Here is a 24,043-nt window from a genome sequence, read left to right as displayed (position 1 = left end):
TCTGAGATGATATGCTTTTAAAACTGCAACAAATTATTGTGAAACCTGGTCAACAAATGTTACTCAAAGATATTAGTTGGCAGCAGTTAGAAGATATTTTAGAAGAAATGGGAGAAAGGCGTGCTGCACGTATTTCTTATAGTCATGGTTGGTTAGAAATTATGGTTCCTCTACCAGAACACGAAAAAGATAAAGAACTTATTAGTGATTTAGTCAAAATCTTGTTAGAAATACTCCAAATTGATTTTGAGCCTTTTGGTTCTACAACACTAAAAAATGAGCGAATCCGTCAAACAGTAGAACCTGACACCAGTTTTTATATTCAAAATCAAGCTGCTGTAATTGGGAAAAATTGGATTGATTTAAATATAGCTCCACCACCAGATTTAGCAATCGAAATTGATATTACTTCTCGGACTCGATTTGAAAATTATGAAATTTTGGGAGTTCCTGAACTTTGGCGACATACACAACAAGGTTTAGAAATTTCGCTTCTACAAGAGGGAAAGTATATTAAATCTCAATCTAGTCCTAATTTTCCTAATATCCCAATTATTGAATTAGTTAATGAATATGTTCAGCAGTGTTTAACAATTGGTAGAAGTCAAGCTATGCGAAATTTTCGAGATTGGGTGAAGAATAATTTATGATAGAAATCTAAGGCTTTCTCAGAAAGGCGATCGCTCATGACTACTGAGACAAATCCAGCAGCCATTGTGGAGTGGGAACCCCCCATGCCACCTACAGATTTAATTTTTGATGATGGTGAACCCTTGGAATCAAATCGTCACCGTATTGCTATGAATGTGTTGATTCGCTCATTGCAACAAGCTTGGGCTGATCGCAATGATTTTTTCACTGGCGGCAATATGTTTATTTATTACAGCAGTACCCAGGTTCGTAACCGTGATTTCCGAGGCCCAGATTTCTTTGCAGTGTTGAATGTTGACGGCAATAATTCAAGACAGGGTTGGGTAGTCTGGGAAGAAAATGGTCGTTATCCTGATGTCATCGTGGAATTAATGTCACCATCTACGGCAGCAATAGACAAGGGTATTAAGAAAAACCTTTACGAGCAAACTTTCCGTACCTCAGATTATTTTGTCTATGATCCCTTTGATCCTAATTCTTTGCAGGGATGGCATTTAGATGATAATCAGCAGTATCAACCTTTGACACCAAATGAGCGTGGGTGGCTATGGTGTAAGCGTTTAAGTTTATGGTTGGGGACGAATGAGGGAACAATAGATAGAGAAACGGCGGTATGGTTGCGATTTTACGATATGGCTGGCAATTTGGTTTTGTTACCAGAGGAGGCTGCTGTTGTACAAGCACAAGCTGCTGCTGCAAGAGAGTCAGCCGCAGTTGCACAAGCACAAGCCGCAGTTGCACAAGCACAAGCTGCTGCTGCAAGAGAATCAGCCGCACTTGCACAGGCAGATCGTTTAGCGGCTAGATTAAGAGAACTAGGGGAAAATCCAGATATGTTATGATATTTTGGCTTTTTTGATTTATTTGGAATACAGTTTTGAGTTGTACAAGTAATAGATGAAGAGACAAGTTACTATGCGATCGCCTCGCGGGAAAAACTGAATTTTTCCCTTATTCAATAGCGCTGATTAACTCTTCATGAGTACTAGCTTTCCGAGAAGCAAGAGCGATCGCATTTACAAATCAAATCTGCAACAGAATGTATGAAAGACCTGATAGCTCATCATTCTCAGCAGACAATTAGTCTTCAAATCTACTGCTGAAGCTTTTTGATTTGGTCTAAAGTGTCTTGGTAGTCTTTTGTAAGTCCTTGTTGTTTATAAAGCGCAGCAGCTTTCTTAAAATCGGCTATTGCTCCCTTCCGATCTTTTAAAGCAGAGAAAGCAAGACCTCGGTTGTAATAGGAATAAGCATCATTAGGATCATTCAGGAGCGCCTGATTATAATCCTCAATTGCCTTACTGTAGTTACTTTGTTTATAGTAGGCTCTAGCCCGGTTAAAATATGCCGAATTGAGTGGTGTATACTTAAGCTCAATGGCTTTTGTGTAATCAGTAATAGCTAATTCGAACTTGCCTTGTTCATAGTAGGCTAGACCTCGTGTATAATAGGCGTAGCTGCTCTTGGAAGTAATTTTAATAGATTTATTTAAATCGGCAATAGCAAGATCGTATTTGTCCAAATTGTAATAACAGGTTCCTCGGTTATTCAAAGCAACTACATCATTAGGATTGATCTTAAGATACTGGTTGTAATCCTCAATTGCCTCTTTGTAGTCTTTAAGCTTAAGACGGGCATAACCTCGCTGGTAGTAAGCAAGTATATAATTATCAGGATCTAGCCGTAGCACTTCGTTAAAATCCTCAATCGCTCCCTTATAATCCTCTTTATTAGATTTATCTAGTCCCCTATCGTAGAATTCCTTAGCATTTATCTCGGCTGTAGGAGAAACATTAGGAGTGGGTGTCGTTGTCGGTGACTCTGCTAAATTAGGCGTCGGTGTAATTGAACTTGTAGGGCTAGGCTGTGTCGTTACTGAAACCTTGTGTGACTGCATGAGAAAAGAGAAAGTTAAAACTACAACCGTAAAAATACCTGCCCCAATCAGCATTTTGGGGTTTCTTATAACTACAATGAAAGAAGCAATTGTGTTGCCTATAGAAGTTTGAGCTTTACTTTCTACTACTTCTTCTTCTGGCTGTTTGACTAATGTTGCATTTTGACCATGATATTTAGTTTCAGCCTCAATCGATGCAATCTGATTTTGAGATTGCTTTGCTGCCCTATGATGAGGAATTTGAGCTTTAATCGGTGCGATATCTTCATTTCTCAACCCCAAAAGTTGCTGATAACGTTGCAACTCATTTTGAGTTCGCTCACTGAGAGGTTGTTCACGCTCAAGTGCATAAATTAATGCTTGTTCATATTCCTGCAATTTTTGTTGATATTCTCGATAAGGTTTTAAAATCTCAGCTTCAATTGCAGTAACATCTTCAGGTACAAGTCTTAAATTTTGGCGTAACGCATCTAATATTTTGCGACCAATAATAGAAATCTCGCCCCGACTGGCATAAATCTCAACTTCTTTGCGATACCTCAGTTTTGGATCGCCAATTGGTGCTTTAGCTAAGAGGATTTTGAATCCTTCTTTGAAGGCATAGATTTCTGGTTTCATGGCGGGAGCAGCTTCTTTAACTTTCTTTTTTGCGTATTCATGCAACTCATCGACCGAAATTGCACCATCATTACCTAAATCTGCGGCTCCTGTTTCAATACCTTCAATGAGATAACGAGTATAAGTCGAAAGATTGTCTCCTTGTTGCTGGAAAGAATACTGAGTGGAAGTGGAAGATGTCAGGACAACTCGTCCCTCACCGCCGAGTTGTGTCTGGATATCAACAGAACCATCATCTTTTGCTGACCAGCCTTCAGCGAACGCTCCGCTAAAGCAACAGTCAAGAATGATTACCTGACGCTTGCATCGGCTATCATTCATGATGTTATGAATGAAGCTAGCTGGAACAGAGGTTGATTTGATAATTTGTCCTTGAGGATTTTTACGGGTTAAGCGAGTGGCGAGGTAAAGGTGGCCACTCTCATCTTTAATGCCGTGACCGGAGAAGTAAAATACTACAAGGTCATCTTTGCTGCGATCGCTAAACAATCCCTCAATCGCTTCCTGCATTTTCTGAGGATCGGGATTCTCCAGTTTTTGGATGTCTGCTTCGGTAAACCCGCCCATTTCTGGATGCTGCAACACTTGGGCGATCGCTTGCATATCCTTTACTGAGGCTGGTAGTGGGTTAAGACCAAGTTGATACTCGCTGACTCCAATCAGAAGTGCTACCTTTGCCATTTTGCTATCCTCTCTTTGATTATGGGATTTCTCAACTTACGGCTACAAACCTTTGGGCGGCTTCCAATGCTGCTGTTAGTTCTTGCTGGCTGCTGGCTTTAACTTTCAGCTTTTTACCGTTGGCTTCTACTTCCAACTCAATTGGTTTATTACCCAAGCGATCGCCCACAAATCCCAATACTTTCTTAAAATTGGCCATACTCACCTCAGCTTGCAACACCCCTAGCAGGAAACCTCCTAGCGCCTTTGCTCCTTTGGGTGTTTCTGTAACTGCTACAAGTTCAGCACTTTCCACATCTAAGTCTTTAATTTCTCGCAGCAGATTTCGTGTTTCACGTTCTTGTTCTTCTGCATCTAAGTCTGGATTAGCAAGAGCGATCGTGAATTTAATGTTAGATTGTTTGGTCATTTTTATCCTTCTAGGTTTTCAAATAGCTGAGAGTCAATATGTATTTCCGTGATTCCCTTCTTGACACCATATTTGATAGATTAATTTCCCTAAAACTCTAGATTTACTTTACAAAACTTTACAAAAAAATAATAAATATTTAGTAGAAGTAGGGGCGATCGCTCCTCTTTAACTCGGATTTTTAGTATAAAATAGCAACGTAAGTTGCCAAAAACACTTATTAAACTGACTGCTACAACATTAAAAGAGCCACTAAGATCACAAAGGTGAAGAAAAAGCGTTAAGTAGTGGCATGGTCTGCGATCGCATAGCGTCTAGTTTCCAATACTTTGGATAGCCTACACTGACCTTGACAGTACAGTGTAGGTAATTGACATCATGTCAAGTTAACTAAAACAAGTCCAAATCTGTTACAGCACCAATACTGCTAGAAGATACCAATTTGGCATATTTAGCCAACACGCCTTTAGTGTAACGTGGAGCGGGAGGTTGCCAGTTAGCACGACGACGGGCTAATTCTTCTTCAGATATATTCAACTGCAACAAACGAGCGGGTGCATCAATAGTAATACTATCGCCTTCTTCTACAAGAGCGATCGCACCACCCACTGCTGCTTCTGGAGCAACATGACCAACCACCATACCGTAAGTACCGCCAGAAAAGCGCCCATCGGTAATTAATCCCACCGCATCACCCAAACCAGCACCGATAATTGCCGAAGTGGGAGCCAACATTTCGCGCATCCCAGGCCCGCCCTTGGGCCCTTCGTAGCGGATGACTAGAATATCACCAGCTTGAATTTTACCGGCCAAAATTGCAGCTAAAGAAGCTTCTTCCGATTCAAACACCCGTGCAGGGCCAGTAATTACTGGTTTTTTCACGCCAGTAATTTTGGCGACAGCCCCTTCCGTTGCCAAGTTCCCTCTAAGAATAGCTAAATGTCCCTGGGGATACATCGGGTTATTCCAAGCCCGAATCACATCTTGATTGGTAGATGGTTCTTCTGGGATATCTGCTAATATCTCTGCAATGGTTTGACCAGTGATGGTGAGACTATCACCGTGTAATAAATCATGCACAAGTAGCATCTTCATGACTTGCGGAATGCCACCAGCTTTGTGCAAATCTGTAGCCACATATTTACCACTTGGTTTTAAATCACACAAAACGGGAACACGGGCGCGGATAGTTTCAAAGTCATCCAGGGTTAACTCTACATTAGCAGCGCGGGCGATCGCCAAGAAATGCAGCACTGCATTGGTCGAACCACCCACCGCCATAATCACAGAGATAGCATTCTCTATAGATTTGCGGGTGATTATTTGCCGGGGTAAGATTTGTTTACGAATGGCTTCGACTAAGACAAACGCCGATTTTTCCGTGCTGTCGGCTTTTTCGGCATCTTCGGCTGCCATTGTCGAAGAATAAGGCAAACTCATTCCCAGCGCTTCAAATGCTGAAGACATGGTGTTAGCTGTGAACATTCCCCCACAGGAACCAGCACCAGGACAAGCCCGACTTTCGACTTCTAATAATTCTTTGTCGTCAATTTTGCCAGCACTGTATTGACCAACAGCTTCAAAAGAACTAACAACAGTTAAATCGCGTCCGTTATAGTGACCGGGTTTAATTGTGCCACCGTAAACAAATATTGCAGGGATATTCATCCGCGCGATCGCCAGCATTGCCCCTGGCATATTTTTATCACAACCACCAATGGCTAGTACACCATCCATACTTTGCCCAGTACAGGCGGTTTCAATGGAGTCTGCAATCACTTCCCGCGAAACTAGGGAATATTTCATCCCTTCAGTTCCCATCGAAATCCCATCGCTAATGGTAATTGTGCCGAACACTTGCGGCATCGCTCCGGCAGTTTTAATCCCAACCTCTGCCCTTTGTGCCAGTTGATTGATTCCCATATTACAAGGAGTGATCGTACTGTAGCCATTGGCAATGCCCACAATGGCTTTGTTGAAATCTTCATCTTTAAAACCAACTGCACGCAGCATAGCCCGATTAGGCGATCGCTGCACCCCTTGCGTCACAATTTGGCTTCTCAAATTCTCCGACATCTTTTTTCCTTCCGTGGCATCATCGCTTGTATTGCGATTGTATTACCTGATTTTCTCATGTATATGCGGCGCGATCGAAACATAATTGATACTTATCGGCCTACAAAAAGTATGGTTTTTAATTGAGATAGGACTTACGCAGACTCTACTAATTCTTGGCGTTTTTGGGCGTTGCTGAATTGAAGTATGAATCTAGATGTAGAGACGTAGCACTGCTACGTCTCTACAAGGATTTTGGTATTATGCAAAATCGTTTTCATACATGGAATCAGCAACGCCCGTTTTTGGCATCTTTTCTGCGAGACGCTACGCGTTGGCGGAAGCCTCTCGTAGAGATGGCGGTATGCCTCCGGCACGCTACGCGAACGATAGAATTAAGCTTTTTGGCAATTTTTGCGTAAGTCCTGTGAAAATTGAACACGGAGTTATAAGGGTTTGTTAAGTGCTAGCGATCGCTTTTCCAAATGTTAATAAATATGTAATTAAGAAATAGTATTTTTTCATGAAGAGGATTTTATTGCTTTATTGCTACTTTTTAATGCGTGCGATCGCATAACTAGCAAATTGAGTTAGTATCGAATTGAGACTTTAAAAATATTCTCTAATAATCTGAAAATACAAATATATTATTTATTGAAAAAGTGCATTTTATATGACAAAATACTTTAAAAAATCTTTTTTAAATTTGTCTATTATATCTCTAACATTAGTTTTATTTGCTGCTTCAAAGCCTTTTTCATCAAAAAACTCTAGTTTACTCAATAACAAACATCAAATGACTGATCCACAATTCCATAAACTTCAGTCTAACAATCAAGAATTGTCGCCATCTTTAAATGAGGAATCTCGCACAATCCATTTACACGCACAGGAATTTCAGTTTAACGCTGATGTGAAATTTCCATCTCCAACTCTGACAAATCCAGATAAATACAAAGAGTCTATCACTCATAACAAAAACGGTGCTTTTGATATCATTCTCACCAAACAGAATGATACTATCGAATATCTTTTCCGAATAAGTAGCGTATCTGAACGGCAATGCAAATCAGATACTACCAGAGCATGTCAGCAGACTCCAGCAGCTCGACCCGCTATGGGAAATGTTGCCGACATCCAAATTATTCTCAAAGCAGGTAAATTAAAGCCTGGAATCTATCAGTTTGGAAACGGTAAGTCAACACCCATAACAGATATGATGATTAACTCCCGACAACTATACTCTGATCCTTCTCACGGCTCTTTAGGATGCCAGACATGGGGCAAAGGAGAACTCAATATTGAAAAGGCTGTTTATGATGTGAATGGCAAACTAGAATATCTTAATGCCAGCCTGTTGCGAGTCTGCGATCGAACAGTACCTTTTTCACCTGCACAACTTGCAGAAGATGTTTCGCAAGTTAAATTGGAAAACATCAAACAATACACATATTATGCATCTTGGCGTTCTCACCTAATATTAGTGAAAAAGTGATCGGGGGAATCAGGAGCAGAAAAATTTATGGGAATCTTTGTATGAAGAAGTACCGCAGCTAGCAACACAAAACTGTCCCAATACTGCTCGGGTTTTGGATTTTTAACTCGGAGTTGGGTTTGGGGAAAAGGTTAAAGGGTAAAGGTTAAAGGTTTTTTCTTTCCCCTTTTCCCCTTAACCGACAAGTATTGAAAACTGTCCTTCTCTGAACCAGAGAAGGACAGACTGGAACTAAAGTTAAACTTAGGAAGAGGTTCGTCTAACTCACGTTAAGCTATGACGAAAATATCATTATTGCTTATAGCTAGTCCAGTACTGAGCTTCGCTATCTGAACTTGAGCAAAGCCTCCAAGACTTCCATCTTTATCAAAGGAAAGAGCGCCAGTGCTACCGTTATAGATAAATCGGTCAAATGTATCAGTAGCTGCTGTGCCAATTACAAATTGAGCAGATGTAATGAATGCTCCAGCTACTAATCCTCCTCCAAAGCCAACTGCTGAAACATCAATTGTGTCACTGAACACGGAGAAATCTGTAATCTGATCAACACCTTGATTGAAAGATTGAAACCTAAAGTGGTCTGCACCTGCATTGCCAGTCAGGATATCGTTGCCAAATCCACCAGTGATTGTATCATTACCAAGTCCAGCGATAATTGTATCATTACCAGATCCACCGCTAACTGTATCGTTACCAGCGCCGGTTTCGATTTTGTTATTTACCGCACTGCCAATCACATTATCATTGCCGCTTCCAGTTAAGATGTTCTCGAAGTTGAGAATTTCTTCGTTATAAAAGCTTGGGAAGGATGCAACACCAGTTGCTAGGTTGTAAGTACCTCCACCATTCCAGTATCTATAATCAACGGTGTCTATACCAGCACCACCATCCATATAATCATCGCCACCGTTGCCATTGACTGTATCGTTACCAGCACCAGTGATGATTCTATTATTTGCATCGCTGCCAATCACATTGTCATTGCCGCTTCCAGTCAGGATGTTCTCGAAGTTGAGAATCTCTTCGTTATAAAAGCCTGGGAAGGATGCAACACCAGTTGCTAGGTTGTAAGTGCCTCCACCACTCCAGTATCTATAATCAACGGTGTCTATACCAGAACCACCATCCATATAATCATCGCCACCGTTGCCACTGATTGTATCGTTACCGCCATTGCCGCGCAAAATGTTGTTGGCACTGTTGCCGTTGATACTGTCATTTCCCGATCCGCCGTTGGCGTTTTCGATCAATGAGCGGGTGTCGCCGTTGAACTGCAACGCGTTGAAAACATGTCCACGGGCATAGTTGCCATCACCAAGATTGGCTCGCTGAAAGTTACCACCGACATCTAAATTAGTCCATCCACCTGGCTCCAGATCGATCGCCAGATTGGTGCTGTAGTTTGAGAAGTTGTAGGTGTCGTTCCCATTACCATCCCAAATTGTACGAAAGATCCGGTTGCCACCTGGTGTACCTTGTCCGATGCCATTAACGAACATTTCTCCAGTGGTGGTCGAGAAAGTGTAAGTTGTGTTTCCAGAGTTGTAGTTAAAATTCGCGCCGTACATCTGCTGGATTGCTCTGATGTCGTACATCATCAACGACTGTGCATATCCCCAAGTTTCGTTCGAGTATCCGCCACTGAGAGGATCGCCCACATAAGAGCGGTAGGTCATAATCGAGAACTCCATAGAGTCACGGTTGGCATCCATTGCGACGTTTGAGACGCCACCAGTTTCGTGACCATGCTTTAGTCCTAGCGCGTGACCCAACTCATGCCCGAAAGTGTGATAAGCATAGTTGCCGATAACTGGGTTATTGTAATCGGATTTATTTAACCAGACATCGCCTGCTGCAAAGCTGTTTGCAGGGTAATAGCCATAAGCTGTAGGGGGGTCGTCGGATTCTGCAATTCGGATCGTTGCGTCGCGATCGCTAGCACCGGTCAGTTCGACCAAATTAAGTCCAGAGACGGACTCGTATTGATCAAACCACTGGCGAGCGACGGCACGCTGGGTGGCGTTGAGAGTTTGGAAGCTAGCTTTATGTACCGCCGAATTAGGATAGCCAGACTCATCTTCATAGTCATTTGCAAAGTTGTTGGTGAAACTGAAGGTAATAGTGTTCGATTTCCACTCAGTTCCTATTAGCAGACCATCAATATTGTTAACATTTGTTTTTGTCGTGTTGATTACAGGCGTAGTTCCACCATAAGCATCTGCCCGTTCTGATGTGACTGGTGGAACAGTAAGAGTAGTTAAATTATTACTTTTTGTTTCGTCGGTTAATGTACTCATGATAAATTCCTGTAAAGTTAAAAGCTTTTATCCAAAATGTGCCTACAAGCTTACTAAAGACTGTATTTAGAAAGAGGCAGCAGACAGATTTTATCTGATGCAACTGTAGGTGTATTGAGATGTTTTTAATCTATATCGGAATAGAGATGTCATGATAGTACCCTTGAGGGTAATATGTTTTATTTACAAAAAAAGTGGCATTCATTTGTAAAAACTGAATACCACTTTTATTTATAAAAATTCCCGATGATGGGGATATTTTATTCAGCTAGATTTATCTTTGTAAGAGCGATCGCACTGGCTGCAAGGGAAATAATATGGCATTCCATCCTCTACAAGCTAAAGGATAATGTCGCTTGCTACTAGTCCTGGTGCTCCTGCAAGCTGAATCTCAAACTCAGCTAACAAATCTCCATCAGTACTACCTTGGAGAATGCCTCCTGAATAACGAATCTGACCGGCTGCGGAGAATGCACTACTCCCAATGAAACTGAAAGCTTGGTTGCCCCCTGTAATGGAATTAGCGTCAATGGTAGAGAGATCGATTTGATCGCCTGCCAAAACACCGTTGCCAACAAAGTCAGTAATCACATCCCGCAACAAACCAGGTTGACTCTCAGAAACGAAGTTGAAATCGAAAACATCGTTACCCGATCCTCCAGTGAGGATATCAGTCCCACCAACACCAACGAGGATACCACCGTTACCAAAATCACCGCTAATGGTATCGTTGCCAGAGCCGCCAATAAGGCTATCATTGCCAAGTCCACCAACAAGGCTATCGTCGCCAGAGCTGCCGTCAATCTTATCGTTGCCAGATCCGCCGTTAATCGTATCGTTGCCTACCGAGCCGTTTATTGTATCGTTGCCAGATCCGGTGTTAATCCTATCGTTGTCATATCCGCCGTCAATCGTATTATTGCCATCACCAGCGTTAATCGTATCGCTGCCTGCTCCGCCGATTATTGTATCGCTGCCAGATCCGGCGTTAATAATATCGTTGCCAGAATCGCCATCAATCCGATTGTTCCCGCCTCCGGCGTTAATTGTATCGTTGCCAGAACCGCCATTAATCGTATCATTCCCGGCTCCAGCGTCAATCTTATCGTCGCCAGATTGTCCGTCAATCCGATTGTTGCCAGAACCGGCGTTAATCGTATCGTTGCCATCACCGCTTTGAATCCTATCATTGCCAGAACCGGTGTTAATTTTATCGTTACCGTCAAATCCTCCATAAATCGTATTGTTACCATCACCGCCGTCAATTGTATCGTTGCCCGCTCCGCCGTCAATCGTATCGTCTCCAGATCCGCCAAGAAGGCTATCGTTACCCTTTCCGCCGTTAATTGTATCGTCTCCAGATCCGCCATTAATCGTATCGTTGCCAGATCCGCCCCTAATCGTATCGTTACCATCAAATCCATTAATGAGATAAGGGAGAATAGCAGAAGGATTACCAAGATTGTCAGGGAGATTAGTACCGTTAATGGTTGGCATTGTGGTTTATCCTGAATTTTTTGGGTAAAAAATTACCTCGTCACTTCCCCATCAGAAAACGGCGCTGCTAATTAAGAGGATGAATTTCCTTTCTCCTAAAGGCGCAAAGGAAACATTTTCTAATATGCAATTTTGGAATTTCACACTTTTATTCAGCAATGCCGAGAAAATAAAGTGAGGAAATAACGAGTGTGAAGATATGAACAAATTAGACCTGATTAAAACAGGTCTTTGCTGCTACTATTTTCAGGTAAATAGACCACATGGTAGGGGCACAGCAATGCTGATTGGTGTCAACTTAACGCCAAACCGCTTGTCCGCCGGGAATTGAAATTCCCGTCTCATAGCTAAAGTCATCTGAAGATGACTAAATATCGCTAAAAATCTCCAGTCTATTGAAGTAGAGTGAAGCTAAAAGCCGAAAACTTTATTTCCGGGCGGGGATTCAGCCAACACATAAGCTATTTCTAGCTGAAGTTGACACATATTAGCAATGCTGTGCCCTAACGACAGATGTGATTCAAATACATGAAAACTACTGTAAGTCGGAAATTTGAAAAGCAGTGTATGGACTGATAATTTTGGCATCAAAATTGATTGTGCCAATGCTCATTTTATGTCCTTATGCCTGATGTCTTCACAGGTTCTAGTAGTAGGCTGCTAAGGAACAAGCAGATTATCTCCTATGGAATTGTATAGGTTTGAGGACATTCTTAGTGTATTTAGAGTAACACAAGCATAATACTATCCTCGAACATAATTTTTTCTATCTATAAGAAATAATAATTAACCCTATTTTTATGATTCTCGCCATCATTAAATCTGAAACCTTTACTCAGATAGGATTTTTGTTTTAGATCGGAATCAAAAGGTCGTGATAGTACGCTGTGGGGTAGTTTATTTTATTTATATATAAAAAAAGTGGCATTCATTTGTAAAAACTGAATACCACTTGATATTTTCTCAAAATTTTTGATCAGGGTAATATTTTAACGAGGTAGAGGTATCCCCATAACGGCCACTGCTCCAGCGATCGCACTGGCTGCAAGAGAAGTAATTGCTGTCCCAAATATCCACCACGCAGCATTGGCTACGGTTTTTTTGGTTTCTTCAGCTTGTTTTTTAGCTTGCTCTTGAATCGCTTTTAAGCGTTTTTGGGTTTCTTTCTGGATGCGTTCGGCTCGTTGTAATACGCCATCCCGCGCCGATTCTATTTGGCTAATTATACCGTTAGCATCTGCCTCGGAAATATCTTCACGAGAACTCAATACAGCAATTAAGGTGTCGCGATCAAATTGACTAAGGCGATCGCGCAATGCTTCAAATCCAGCTTGGGGATCATCGAAGAATTTTGCAAAATCTTGCTTAATGCCTTCATAGTTGAGTTCCGAACGATCCAGGGAGTTGAGATAGTTGCGAACTTTGCCAAAAACTCCATCTAATACTGATTGCACTCTCTGCTGAATCTGTTGGAATTGTTCAACGATGGAACTACGAACAGAATCAATTTGATCGACAATTCGGTTAGCTTCTTCTTCTGAGATATCTTCTCGTTGGGATAATAGCGCCACAATTGTCGAACGGTCAAATTTTGAGGCGCGATCGCTTAAATTGCCAAGTCCAGCGCGAGGAGAAGACAGTAGCAATTGCAAATCGCGTTTGATTCCTTCGGGATTGAGTTCTTCTTTGTTCGTGTTACGCAGATATTCTTCGAGATTACCTTCAAAATCTAAAGCTTGTTGAGCAGTACGCTTGGCCAAACGTCGTGGCGCTCTTACAATATCACCAATTGCATCTTGAGCGCGATCAATAATCTGATTAACTTGCTCTTGGCTCAAATCTCCGCGTTGACTCACGAGTTTAACTAAAGTTTCTCGATCGACATTAGACAAGCGATCGCGCAGTGCTAAGGCTCCAGCTTTGGGATCGTCGAGTAATTTTTCCAAATCGGCTCTGATACCTTCTGGATCGAGTTCTTCCAAGTTGGTATTGCGGAGATATTCAGCGATCGCTTTGGTAGTTTTTTCGTACTGTTCTTTCGCTTGTTGCGGTACTTGCAAAATACTATCTCGGACTGCTTCGAGTTGATCAAGAGTTTGATTTACCTGTTCTTCGCTCAAATCTTGACGCTGACTAAGCAATTGTACTAGTGTATCGCGGTCAAATTGCGATAGGCGCGATCGTAACAGGCTAATTCCAGCTTGCGGATCGTCTAGCAAAATTCTAAACTCACGTTTGATCGCTTCGGGATTGAGTTCGTCTTTGTTAGTATTTCGCAGATAGTCTTCAACTCTTTGGCGCAGTTCATCGGCTTTCGCTTTTGCTTGCTCTTGCAAATCTCTCGCACGATTCAAGAAATTATCGCGATTGCGTTCGAGTTGACTAACTATATTATTAGCTTCCTCTTCGTTGATATCTTGACGCTGCTGGAGCAATTGTACAAAAGTATCGCGGTCAAATTGCCCGAAGCGGCTACTTAAATCTTCAAACCCAGCTTGTGGATCGTCGAGTAACTTAGCAAAGTCCCGTTCAATACCTTCGGGATTGAGTTCTTCTTTCCCCGTCGAACGCAGATAATCTTCGATGCGGCTGCGGAAATCTTGCCCTTTTTCTCGCGCTTCGGCCTGTTTTACAGTCTCTAAAACTTCTAGGCGATCGCTTTCCATTTGATCGGAAATTTCTTTCACCCTGGCTTCGCTGAGATCATCCCGTTGCTGTAGCAAATTGGTGAAATATTCTTGATTAATTTCTTCCAATTCTCGTCTTACAGTTGTCGGATCTGCATTTACATCATAGATAACTTCTTTAAATTCATCTATTAGCGTAATTCGGTTAAAATGCCAAGGAAACGAATGCAATATGTAGTCTTCTACATCTGCCTTAATTGCATTTTCCAGTGATATTGGTAATGCAGATACTTGCTCAGTTGTTTGATCTCTAAACTTTTTGAATTGTTCTGTGATTTCATCGACATCGACATCTTGAACTTTTTCTTTTAGCTTTTGCAACTGAGTTGTAATTTTGTTCACATCGATATCAGAAAGATTTACTCGCTCTAGAACTGCTGGTGCAGCAGCACTCAAGCCATATCGAATTGCTTGCTTAATTACACCATTGCCATTACCGCCTCCCACTGTAACCAGTTGTTGAAGCCGTTCACCCAATTGCTCAGAGTTCAGTTCTTCAGGAGTAGCAGATTTAAGTAAATTGATTACTTGTTCTGTAGGATTTTTGCGATTCAAAGCTTGTTGCCAAGCATCTTGAAATTGGTCAGCAATGCCATTAATATCTTCTTTAGATAAATCTGTACGACTGCTGATTAAATCAACAAAGGTTTGGCGATTAACATTTTGCAGTAAATCACTATTGGCAACAGATTGTAAATCTGTATCTTTAAGAAGCTGATCAAATTGATTTCTAATTTCTTTAATATCTAGCTTTGGTAATTGCAGAGAACTTAAAGAACTTTGAAGCGTATTTTTAATACTTTCTGAATCAAAACCTGAAGTTAATTCCCGTCGGACTGCGGCTGTAATATCTTCAGCAGTAGAAACTAACTGTTTTTTCGCATTGTTAGCACCGATGCCAGCAGTTGCTGTGCCCATCAGAGCTTGAAAACCAGAAGAGGCAGTATTAGCGATCGAACCAATTAAAGAACCTACTGCCGATGAACCAAACCAAATGACTAGTGAAAAATAGGTAGACCAGATGACTACACCAATAATTGATCCTAAAAATACATTTTCGATTAAACTAAGTTTTACCGCTAAAAAACAAGCAATAAATAATGCAATGCTAGCGGTTAGTAACGCCCAAGTGCCAACTTTCGTTTGAACGTTACGAACTGTCTTACCCAAACTTTCTGACTCATCATTAGAATCTGAATCAATTTCCCAAGATGAGATTCCAACAGCAACTGAAAAGTTTGTGAATAATAATTGAAAGGCAAATGCCATCGAAACCCCAGCCAGCAATGCTATCAAGAATTTAGGCCCAGAAAAAACAATTGATGCTTCTTCTGGAGTTAGTACTTCTTGAGCTAAAGTTATCGGCGCTAATCCAAGAGGTAGCCAGTTCCATACCAAAATACTTAAAACACCTTGAAACATGTATTTTCTCACTTCAACTCAATTAAAGATAGCAATCCTCAATCATTTCTCAGAATCAATTTATCGCAGAGTGCAAATAATAAATAACGATATCTGAGATTTTCACAATTCATTGAGGATTGCTATATCTATTTATCTGCTAAATAGCTTAATTTTTAATTTAATTATTATTTATATAAACTGACACTTTCTTAGGTAGGAGATTTTTTTATCAAAAGTTGTATCTTTCAATTATCAAGTTATGATTATTTTTCATTAATTAATAAATAGAATAAAAGTTTATTTAATAATTTGTTTACAGAAAAAAATTAATATTAATAAATAAGATTTAAGTTTTGTAAAGCTGCATCTGAAATTTTTTAAGCTGACAATAATCAATGTTTAAATTTTAGAAAATATCTAAGTTTTTACAAGAGAAAAATTAATCATTTAGATAAAATTACCTATGTCTAATGATAGAGATAAAAATTCTTCCAAGCGATTGATGAAAAATAAACAGAAACATGTATTAATAAGGGTTACTAGGAGCTATAAGTTAGTGAAAAATTAGATTGTTGCTTGAGGAAAAAGATAATGGTTGTAGGTTTACATAAACGTGGTGTAGGTGTATTTTCTAATCGTCGGAATGTTGAAAATGCGTTACATGAATTGAAAAATTCCGGCTTTGACATGGATAGAGTTTCTGTCATTACACAAGATGGAGAAAAAGACGATATTGCTGGAGCGGAAGTGCGCGATCGCGTCGGCGATAAATCTGACGAAGGCGCTAAAGTCGGAGCAGCTACAGGCGGTGCTTTGGGCGGATTAACTGGCTTACTAGTCGGTCTTGGCACTTTGGCAATCCCTGGAATTGGGCCAATTATGTTGGCTGGAGCCGCAGCAACTACCTTAGCTACAACTCTCGCTGGCGCTGGTATTGGTGCGGTAGCTGGTAGTTTGATTGGCGCATTAATTGGTTTAGGGATTCCCGAAGAACGAGCCAGAGTTTACGACGAACGCGTGAGACGCGGCCATTATTTAGTTATCCTCGATGGCACAGATGCAGAAATTCTTAGAGCAGAAACCATTTTAAATCGTCAGGGTGTAGAAGAGTTTGGCATCTACGATAACCCAAATCCTCCAAATACAACCACAAATGCAACCACTGGTTATGTAACTCCTACTCCCACTGGAACTTATAGTGGTGTTGCCAAACGCGCGATCGGGGTATTTTCACATCGTCGAGATGCAGAAGCGGCAATCACAGAATTACGAGATGCAGGTTTTTCCTTAAATAAAGTCTCCATCATAGCTAAAGATGCAAACGGTCATGGGATTGCTGGTGTAGATGTAGACAAAAACGTTGGTACAGGTAATAAAGCAGACGATGGTGCAAAAGCTGGTGCCGCTACAGGCGGAGTCGTCGGCGGCTTGACTGGCTTATTAGTTGGTCTGGGAACTTTAGCAATTCCAGGAATCGGCCCCGTGATTGCAGGTGGCGCAGTTGCAACAGCCTTGGCGACAACATTGGCTGGTGGTGCGATCGGTGCAGCAGCTGGTAGTATTGTTGGCGCACTGGTTGGCTTGGGAATTCCTGAAGATAGAGCGCGAGTATATAGCGATCGCTTTCAAAGAGGCGACTACTTAGTAATTATCGATGGTACGGAAGCAGAAATCCACCAAGCTGAAGCGGTTCTCAGACATCGAGGTATTGAAGAATTTGCGGTCTATGATGCAACTGAAATCAGCGAACATCGCACAGGTATAGACCGAGCAACCAATCACGACAGAGTAGTAGATGAACCCATTCGCCCCAATTACTCAACAGAGCTTCATGGAAACGATCCTGCTGTAGTCATTGTTGATCGTCGTGACGAAACACTTTAATCTAGAGTAGTTGTCACTCAGACTAACTCCACAATATTGCAGGAGCAAATTTTTCAAATTCTTGCTCCTGACTGAAAAAACTTGCTCCTCCTTCCTGCCGTAAATATCAACAAATTTCACTTTCCGATTGCGAATTAAACCTATGCAAAAGCTAACCCCCTTGTTACTTAGCGGCCTTTTAGTCTTTGGTGTTGCTGCTTGTGATAACGCTTCTAAAACAAGCGAATCTGCACCGAATAACCCTAATGAATCTCCCCAAGCACCGACCGCCCAAACCACACAAGCTTCTCAAAACGACGCACAAAGTGAAGTTCGTAGAAAACAAGCTAATTCTGATATTCGCGCCCGCGAACAGCGCAATAATACCACTGGTGGTGATGCACAACGAGCCAAGGGTGATTTAGCAAGTGAAGTTCGCTCGAAGTTGGAGGTTAACATACCCAAGAGCCAACTAACAGTTGATGCCGCAGACAACGGAACTGTCACTGTGGGAGGAACTGTCAACAATCAGCAGGAGTTGGCTAAAATTGAAAAATTAGCTAAAGAAATTAAAGGTGTAAAAAGTGTAGTTGTTAAAGCAACTGTTCTCCCACCAAAACCCTAAAACAGCTAATAACAAATCTAACTGAGTAGGTATGCAAAAATAAATTTAGATGCTCTTGCTCAGTGTTAGTGATCAGTTACACTCATTACTGATCACTAATAATTGAAAACTGATGACTTATATAATTATATTTGTTGATGCTCAGTTAATTTATACAAACTCTTTGTAGTCACAGAAAATAAAAACTATGGAAACCGAACAACAGCAACGTGAATCGATCAATGCTTCATTATCTCAAGGTACATTAGCACTTGAAGGTACTGATACTGCAAACTTGCCAAAGTTACCACCAGCATCTGAACCTGAATCTCAATGGCAGCAAATTAGCAGACAAATTTCTCAATTTTTGGAGCAACTGCCCGAATATTTAAGTAGTTTTTTTAAGGACTACAAGCAACCTCTAATAACTGTTGGTTTAATTTTAGCAGCGATTGTTACAGTTAAAGTAGTGCTAGCAGCATTAAATGCAGTCAATGATATTCCATTGCTATCACCCCTCTTTGAGTTAGTTGGAATTAGTTACACCAGTTGGTTTGTTTTCCGTTATTTACTGAAGGCTTCAACTCGCCAAGAGTTAGCCGATGAAATTCAATCCCTGAAAAACCAATTCGTGGGCGAGTAAATTTACTGACTATTAAACTAGGTTTTACACGGGCAAATAGAATTCGCAGCTACGTAAACTCTCGTCCGCCTCTGCGTAATCGGGTAGGGTCTCTTAATAGTTGCAGTTTCTAATTGCCCTTTTAATGTTTAAGTTGACTTCAACCAAAACCCTTGTTCTCCCAATAAATGTAAATTCACAGTATTTAACCGGACTCAATCTTAGTCTTTTGAATACATCAAAAGATAGAGAATATAACATCATTTTTAATTTTAAGTCACTTCTCAAGATAGTAGCTTGGAGATCAGAAACAGCCTAATCTAGTTTCTGAAGTTATTTAATAGATTCTTTAACGAGGACATAAATTATGGCTAATGAAGCAGTTAAGAGAGATACAGATTCATCCGATAGAGCGGAAGTCAATAATTACGATCGCGGCATTATCCCTGCTGAAACCGCCGCTCGGATGGAAAGAGAAGGAGATAAATTTAAAAAGCGTCCCACGGAAGAAGGGGAAGCAGATGCACCTACTGACGATCAAACCGATTCAGAAAGTATACGTACCACTGACGGCTATACCGTAGACAATGAAGGTTTGTCTAATAACTATGCAATTGAACCGGAAATGTATTACGAAACACCGGGTGATGCACGCCAGCAAGCAGCAGAAGAGAAACAACAACGTATCGAAGAACTTGGAGAAGTTAATCAGGACGAGGAAGGCAAGTTGACAGATAAAGGTGACAGCCGTGGTAGAGGCCCAGGAATTATTTAATTAACAACTCTTTTGCTGGGTGCAATTACACGTAAGAAGGCAAGTAATAAGGCAAAATAGGTACTTTGTAGAGACGCAATGATTGCGTCTCTATTTACATGGTTGGCATTTCCCAAGGGGAATAAGTTACAATTTCGCCGTCCGCCATAATAGTATCTTCCAACACAGCATCCTTGATAGAGTCATCCACAATAGCTCCCCTAAGATTAGCAGCTTGGATAGGTGAATCGTTAAATGATCAACGGCTCAAGTTCCCGATTATGCCATTGTCGCTGATACCATTCGGCGACCAAAGGACGGACAATAAACTTAGGTTGTCCTTCGCCTTTAACGTCAATACGTAAACCTGAATAAGGTCGTCGCTTCTGAAAACCTTGACCGCTACGACCAATGAAGAAATGCGATCGCGCCACTAATCTATTTTCCTCCATCAAATCTGCCCCCTCAATCCTCTGGCGTCGCAAACTAAACCCGCTACCACCACAAACAATCCAGTGGATATGAGAATCAGCGTGTCCTGTATCCATTGTCTCAAGGTGTTCCAAGCAGTGCGCGTGACCGTTTAATACTAAATCGACCAAAGGACGACCCTGACTTAGGGAACCTATTTCTTTAGCTACCGCATCCAGCACACCACGCAGGCGATCGCGAATGATCAAAGTTTGTGCTTGTTGCCACTTTGTTGCCTCAGTTACATAAGGTGGATGATGGAAATAAATTATCCTTCCCCGAACTTCACTATTATTCCAAGATTCAATTAATCTTTGTTTGAGCCACTCCAATTGTTCGATATCCGTCAGTGTTGTTTTATTAGTGGCTAGTTGCTTATCGATATCAACAATAAGTTCTTCAATTTGTGACAGCTTGGCATGAAAGTCGTCTAATTGATCGGCTTCGCTGGGATTTTCGGGACGAAGCTTTGATGAATTTTCAATGATTTCTAGCTTTTCTTGCTCAAAATCCTCACGGCGTTTTTCTAAGAGTCTGCGATCGGCATCACCTTCTTTTGTTTTAGGCAGGGGTGGTGGATCGTTAAATGTATTAGAATCCAAGGCAAAGAAATCAATACCGCCATAGCGAAAAGTGTAGTAGCGATTGGGAAGACGGGTAAAGCACCCAGGTTGATATGAAAGACAATGACCTGTGTCTGTCTTAGCTGTGTAGTACTGATCTAAGTGACTGGCTAACTCTCCCGGAAGCTGATACGCCTTGAGATAATCCAGAAATGCTCGTGCGTAAGCTTCACCGGTTCCTGAGCCATGCAAGCCTACATCTAGGTCTAGGCGCGATCCCAATAAATGACGAATGGGTAATGTTGTTAGCGATGCCAAACTCAAGAGAATCGGCAAGTTATAGTAATCGTGATTTCCCGGTACAGGTAAAATGGGCAGCTTAAAAACCATCTGGTCATAGCCAATCGTTCTATGATGCTCTCCACCCAAAAGAAACTCTCGATAAGGCTGGATAAAGTTTTGCTGGTAGTATTCACTCGACCCCACTAAATAGATCACATCCCCGGTATGCAGCATAAAACGGCATTCGTTGTGATGGGGGAGCATAAGTTCAGCCACCTGTCGCTGAGGATTATGTCCCCGGTGCTTACCGGAACCACTATCACCTACAACTAAAAATGAGAACTCAGAATTGTCTGTTTGACGATCTTCCAACACCAGCCGAGTTTGATCGATGTTCCGTTCCACAATTAGCGGATCTTGCCACCGTACTCGCTGATTCATTTTACGAATTTTGTTAGCGATCGCTGGATCTGATACAAGTTTCAATGCAACCTACTCCTGAATTTTTAATTTAAGGGAGCAGGGGAGCAGGGGAAACAAGGGAAAGAAGCAAGGGAGCTCTTAGCTCGGAGGAAGGGAGCAGATTTTTCCTCTCTGCCCCCCGCACCCCGGTCACTGAGCGCAGCCGAAGTGTGCCCCTCTGCCTCTTTCCCATACCCCATGCCCAATTCCCTTACTCCTCTACTGTGTCTTTCATCTCAATAGTCAAATTAGGAAGTCCCTCTAGTTTTTCCGTAGGTTCAACTTCTTCTACTAATGGCACAAAAACTCGCAATCCTGCTGGTACACACTTAATTTCTACTGGTGTTGTGCCCACTATTTCACCATCTAAAACAACCTTTTGTGGTGGGTTGGTCGTAATTTTAAATTGTTTAGCTCGCAGAAAGCCAATATCATTCCGTTCTGCGGCGTTACCTGTAGAAGCCGTTTGAAATAAATGAAATGTCGCTGCGATCGCTCCTGCCCTATTAGTTGGAGCTACAATCGTTAAATCTAATAACCCATCATCATAAATCAGACCTGCTGGCCCTTGAGCCAAGACGGAAGTAGGAGGTGCGGCATTTGCTACTGTTACTGCACTGGCACTAGTTTTAATTATTTTGTCTTCAGTTTCAATTTCGACATCAAAATTTTTTAAACTTCTCAGTTGCTGAATTCCTGCAAAAACGTAGGCCATCATCCCAAAGCGATTTTTCGCTTCCCGGTCTGCCAATTCCACAGTTTCAGCTTCAAAACCAATACCTGCCAAAAGTACCATTGGCTGATCGTTGCAATAAGCTACGTCTACATGGCGGGTTCCTCCCTGCAAAATTGTCTCACACGCACCTGCGATCGTGTCAGAAATTCCTAAAGCTGTGGCAAAAGCGTTTGCTGTGCCGCGAGAAATGATGCCAAATGGAATGTCAGTACCTACTACAGCCGCCGCCGCCGCCGAGAGAGTGCCATCTCCCCCCGAAGCGATGATTGCATCTACCCCTCGTTCTACCGCTTGATATGCCAGTTGATCGGCATCGATTTCTTCAGTTGTCAAATAAATATCTAAGTCAATATCTGGCTCTAATATTGCCCGAATTTCTGCCAGTTCTATATCTGGGTCGCCCTGACCCGCAACAGGATTAAAGATGAGACAGGCGGAACGATTCATAAGGCATTACAACTAAGCTTGGATCATTAATGAAGATACCAAATTATTCTTAGCATTCCTGTAAATTTTCAACTTCCCTTTTGGGGATGAGTTTTTTGAATCTATCGGACTCATATTTGATTTTTGAAAAAATTCAGTACAACCAAAGAGGTTTATTGCCTATTGCCTCTTACCTATTGCCTATTGCCTATTGCCTCTTGCCTCTTACCTGTTGCCTATTGCCTCTTACCTACTACGTAAATAATTATGGCTACGCTCCCGTGAGGGATACAGAAATCAAAGCGGATTGCTATATCGCATCATCTACCAAGAAAAAGCAAGAAACTTTAATCATTGATTATCAATATCGACTTTTGGCGTTTCTGCAATGTAGTCGCATACTTTGTGTCGTTTGCTACATATTAATCACAGTGTCTTAGTGTCCGTTTTAATTATTAAGCGTTCATCCAGACTTGATGTTGTAAAATAAGCAGTGTATTTTGTCGATTAACAAATTAAAAATTAGGCCATTGTTTTGGTAACGACGACCAAAACAATTGGACACGATCAGCATTTTCATTTCACTAAATTAATATTACGGATGGGTCTAATTGACAAATCACTCATTTTGGTATTATTGCTTTTTATTATTCGGTATCACTCTTGCCCGATACTTTGCGATCGCTGGGGGAGCATACTTGCTCTTTTATTCAGTTTTAGGAAAGTCCCTAGCCAAGAGGAGTTTGCATTTGAAACCGTTGATGAGTTGTTCCATTAAAAAGGATATCGAATTATCGATACTCTCCGCAGTAATTTTTGCGATTTGTGGAGCGTTTATCATCTCCGAATATAATTTGGGAGCAACGCTGTTATACACTGACCTATATAAGTACGGTTTGTGGTATTTAATACTTAGCTTTATTGCGGTGCTTGTTCTTCAGGATACTTATTTTTATTTTATCCATCGGATGTTTCATCAGCCTCTGCTCTTTAAATGGATGCATTATGGACACCACCGTTCAGGAGAGCCAACACCTTGGAGTTCTTCTGCATTCGACTTGCCAGAGGCGATCGTACAAGGAATTTTCTTTGTCGTTGTAAGCTTCATAGTTCCTCTGCATTTCATCACCTTAGTTGCTGCACTTATGACTATGACAGCATGGGCAGTCTTTACCCATCTTGGATTTGAGGTATTTCCCTCCTCATCTAAGAATTACTGGATTGGAAAGTGGCTTATTGGTTCTATGCATCATTCAATACATCATCGCAAATATAAAGTACACTACGGTTTGTATTTTACGTTCTGGGACAAATTGCTTGGTACTGAAGACCCCAATTATGAAAATGAAACCCACACAAGGGAGTGTTAGTAGTCATTAGTTATTTACAAATGACAAACTCAGTAGTTAATGTGAAACTTAATTTAACGTGAGTTCGATGAACCTCTCCCACGGGGAAAGGGAACAACGAGAAATTAGAGTTTTGGCTCCCCTCTAGGTGTCCAAGAGGGGTTGGGGGAGAGGTCAAAAAAGGACTTGTCGAACTCACGTTAATTTATAGCGTTTCTCT

The 24,043-nt window shown here is 41.4% G+C and carries 18 protein-coding genes; 10 read left to right on the top strand and 8 right to left on the bottom strand.

Annotated elements, in window-relative coordinates:
- Positions 1 to 11: 11 nt before the first annotated feature.
- Together RMX98_RS02390 and RMX98_RS02385 are read left to right on the top strand one after the other, a co-directional pair.
- Positions 12 to 650 (top strand): Uma2 family endonuclease, encoded by a 639-nt coding sequence (locus RMX98_RS02390; protein ID WP_322679281.1) that lies wholly within the window; start codon positions 12 to 14, stop codon positions 648 to 650.
- A gap of 36 nt (positions 651 to 686) precedes the next feature.
- Entirely contained in the window at positions 687 to 1,493 is an 807-nt protein-coding gene (locus RMX98_RS02385; RefSeq protein WP_322679282.1) for a Uma2 family endonuclease, read from the top strand.
- A gap of 251 nt (positions 1,494 to 1,744) precedes the next feature.
- Here RMX98_RS02385 and RMX98_RS02380 read toward each other — a convergent pair whose 3' ends face one another.
- The 3 genes from RMX98_RS02380 to ilvD form a co-directional block, all read right to left on the bottom strand.
- A complete protein-coding gene (locus RMX98_RS02380; protein ID WP_322679283.1) occupies positions 1,745 to 3,847 on the bottom strand; it encodes a caspase, EACC1-associated type in 2,103 nt (700 codons plus the stop codon).
- A gap of 31 nt (positions 3,848 to 3,878) precedes the next feature.
- Entirely contained in the window at positions 3,879 to 4,256 is a 378-nt protein-coding gene (locus RMX98_RS02375) for a hypothetical protein (RefSeq protein ID WP_322679284.1), read from the bottom strand.
- Between the two features lie 390 nt (positions 4,257 to 4,646).
- Entirely contained in the window at positions 4,647 to 6,332 is a 1,686-nt protein-coding gene (gene ilvD / locus RMX98_RS02370; RefSeq protein WP_322679285.1) for a dihydroxy-acid dehydratase, read from the bottom strand.
- 242 nt (positions 6,333 to 6,574) lie between these two features.
- Between ilvD and RMX98_RS02365 the strand changes: the two genes are divergently transcribed.
- Complete coding sequence (locus RMX98_RS02365; protein ID WP_322679286.1) at positions 6,575 to 6,733, top strand: hypothetical protein; 159 nt, start codon at positions 6,575 to 6,577, stop codon at positions 6,731 to 6,733.
- Between the two features lie 374 nt (positions 6,734 to 7,107).
- Entirely contained in the window at positions 7,108 to 7,806 is a 699-nt protein-coding gene (locus RMX98_RS02360) for a hypothetical protein (RefSeq protein ID WP_322679287.1), read from the top strand.
- Between the two features lie 269 nt (positions 7,807 to 8,075).
- On the opposite strand, the gene RMX98_RS02355 is transcribed toward RMX98_RS02360, so the two are convergent.
- On the bottom strand, positions 8,076 to 10,103 hold the full coding sequence (locus RMX98_RS02355; RefSeq protein ID WP_322679288.1) for a M10 family metallopeptidase: 2,028 nt from the start codon (positions 10,101 to 10,103) through the stop codon (positions 8,076 to 8,078).
- Positions 10,104 to 10,442: 339 nt separating this feature from the next.
- The gene (locus tag RMX98_RS02350) at positions 10,443 to 11,600 is read right to left on the bottom strand and encodes a calcium-binding protein (RefSeq protein WP_409881006.1); all 1,158 of its coding nucleotides are present in this window, start codon (positions 11,598 to 11,600) and stop codon (positions 10,443 to 10,445) included.
- 199 nt (positions 11,601 to 11,799) lie between these two features.
- Here RMX98_RS02350 and RMX98_RS02345 point away from each other — a divergent pair, with 199 nt between their 5' ends.
- Positions 11,800 to 11,931: a hypothetical protein gene (locus RMX98_RS02345; protein ID WP_322679290.1), complete on the top strand. Its 132-nt coding sequence runs from the start codon at positions 11,800 to 11,802 to the stop codon at positions 11,929 to 11,931.
- Between the two features lie 658 nt (positions 11,932 to 12,589).
- Here the strand turns inward: RMX98_RS02345 and RMX98_RS02340 are convergent.
- Positions 12,590 to 15,709 (bottom strand): MFS transporter, encoded by a 3,120-nt coding sequence (locus RMX98_RS02340; RefSeq protein ID WP_322679291.1) that lies wholly within the window; start codon positions 15,707 to 15,709, stop codon positions 12,590 to 12,592.
- 573 nt (positions 15,710 to 16,282) lie between these two features.
- Between RMX98_RS02340 and RMX98_RS02335 the strand changes: the two genes are divergently transcribed.
- The 4 genes from RMX98_RS02335 (at position 16,283) to RMX98_RS02320 (ending at position 19,555) form a co-directional block, all read left to right on the top strand.
- Positions 16,283 to 17,575, top strand: a complete 1,293-nt coding sequence (locus tag RMX98_RS02335) for a histidine kinase (RefSeq protein ID WP_322679292.1) — start codon at positions 16,283 to 16,285, stop codon at positions 17,573 to 17,575.
- A 142-nt stretch (positions 17,576 to 17,717) separates the two neighbouring features.
- Positions 17,718 to 18,179 carry a BON domain-containing protein gene (locus RMX98_RS02330; RefSeq protein ID WP_322679293.1) on the top strand — a complete coding sequence of 154 codons (462 nt, stop codon included), beginning with the start codon at positions 17,718 to 17,720 and terminating at the stop codon, positions 18,177 to 18,179.
- 187 nt (positions 18,180 to 18,366) lie between these two features.
- Positions 18,367 to 18,801 carry a CAAD domain-containing protein gene (locus RMX98_RS02325; RefSeq protein ID WP_322679294.1) on the top strand — a complete coding sequence of 145 codons (435 nt, stop codon included), beginning with the start codon at positions 18,367 to 18,369 and terminating at the stop codon, positions 18,799 to 18,801.
- Positions 18,802 to 19,147: 346 nt separating this feature from the next.
- A complete protein-coding gene (locus RMX98_RS02320; RefSeq protein WP_322679295.1) occupies positions 19,148 to 19,555 on the top strand; it encodes a hypothetical protein in 408 nt (135 codons plus the stop codon).
- A gap of 230 nt (positions 19,556 to 19,785) precedes the next feature.
- Here the strand turns inward: RMX98_RS02320 and RMX98_RS02315 are convergent, their stop codons facing one another.
- Positions 19,786 to 21,336: a metallophosphoesterase gene (locus RMX98_RS02315; RefSeq protein ID WP_322679296.1), complete on the bottom strand. Its 1,551-nt coding sequence runs from the start codon at positions 21,334 to 21,336 to the stop codon at positions 19,786 to 19,788.
- Between the two features lie 187 nt (positions 21,337 to 21,523).
- On the bottom strand, positions 21,524 to 22,495 hold the full coding sequence (locus RMX98_RS02310; protein ID WP_322679297.1) for a YegS/Rv2252/BmrU family lipid kinase: 972 nt from the start codon (positions 22,493 to 22,495) through the stop codon (positions 21,524 to 21,526).
- Between the two features lie 590 nt (positions 22,496 to 23,085).
- On the opposite strand from RMX98_RS02310, the gene RMX98_RS02305 reads away from it, so the two are divergent.
- Positions 23,086 to 23,844 (top strand): sterol desaturase family protein, encoded by a 759-nt coding sequence (locus RMX98_RS02305; protein ID WP_322679298.1) that lies wholly within the window; start codon positions 23,086 to 23,088, stop codon positions 23,842 to 23,844.
- Positions 23,845 to 24,043: the final 199 nt, after the last annotated feature.

Source organism: Nostoc sp. DedQUE02, assembly GCF_034531035.1.
In the GTDB taxonomy this organism is placed as follows: Bacteria; Cyanobacteriota; Cyanobacteriia; order Cyanobacteriales; family Nostocaceae; genus Nostoc.
Note: the sequence above shows the minus strand (reverse complement) of the source record. Positions and strands in the feature narration are given on the sequence as shown.

Bases quoted from the DNA above. Each gene is read 5' to 3' on its own strand.
- RMX98_RS02320 (WP_322679295.1), top strand. From the start codon at position 19,148: ATGGCTAATGAAGCAGTTAAGAGAGATACAGATTCATCCGATAGAGCG.
- RMX98_RS02390 (WP_322679281.1), top strand. From the start codon at position 12: ATGCTTTTAAAACTGCAACAAATTATTGTGAAACCTGGTCAACAAATG.
- RMX98_RS02325 (WP_322679294.1), top strand. From the start codon at position 18,367: ATGGAAACCGAACAACAGCAACGTGAATCGATCAATGCTTCATTATCT.
- ilvD (WP_322679285.1), bottom strand. From the start codon at position 6,332: ATGTCGGAGAATTTGAGAAGCCAAATTGTGACGCAAGGGGTGCAGCGA.
- RMX98_RS02335 (WP_322679292.1), top strand. From the start codon at position 16,283: ATGGTTGTAGGTTTACATAAACGTGGTGTAGGTGTATTTTCTAATCGT.
- RMX98_RS02385 (WP_322679282.1), top strand. From the start codon at position 687: ATGACTACTGAGACAAATCCAGCAGCCATTGTGGAGTGGGAACCCCCC.
- RMX98_RS02380 (WP_322679283.1), bottom strand. From the start codon at position 3,847: ATGGCAAAGGTAGCACTTCTGATTGGAGTCAGCGAGTATCAACTTGGT.
- RMX98_RS02355 (WP_322679288.1), bottom strand. From the start codon at position 10,103: ATGAGTACATTAACCGACGAAACAAAAAGTAATAATTTAACTACTCTT.
- RMX98_RS02310 (WP_322679297.1), bottom strand. From the start codon at position 22,495: ATGAATCGTTCCGCCTGTCTCATCTTTAATCCTGTTGCGGGTCAGGGC.
- RMX98_RS02350 (WP_409881006.1), bottom strand. From the start codon at position 11,600: ATGCCAACCATTAACGGTACTAATCTCCCTGACAATCTTGGTAATCCT.
- RMX98_RS02360 (WP_322679287.1), top strand. From the start codon at position 7,108: ATGACTGATCCACAATTCCATAAACTTCAGTCTAACAATCAAGAATTG.
- RMX98_RS02345 (WP_322679290.1), top strand. From the start codon at position 11,800: ATGAACAAATTAGACCTGATTAAAACAGGTCTTTGCTGCTACTATTTT.
- RMX98_RS02330 (WP_322679293.1), top strand. From the start codon at position 17,718: ATGCAAAAGCTAACCCCCTTGTTACTTAGCGGCCTTTTAGTCTTTGGT.
- RMX98_RS02340 (WP_322679291.1), bottom strand. From the start codon at position 15,709: ATGTTTCAAGGTGTTTTAAGTATTTTGGTATGGAACTGGCTACCTCTT.
- RMX98_RS02365 (WP_322679286.1), top strand. From the start codon at position 6,575: ATGCAAAATCGTTTTCATACATGGAATCAGCAACGCCCGTTTTTGGCA.
- RMX98_RS02375 (WP_322679284.1), bottom strand. From the start codon at position 4,256: ATGACCAAACAATCTAACATTAAATTCACGATCGCTCTTGCTAATCCA.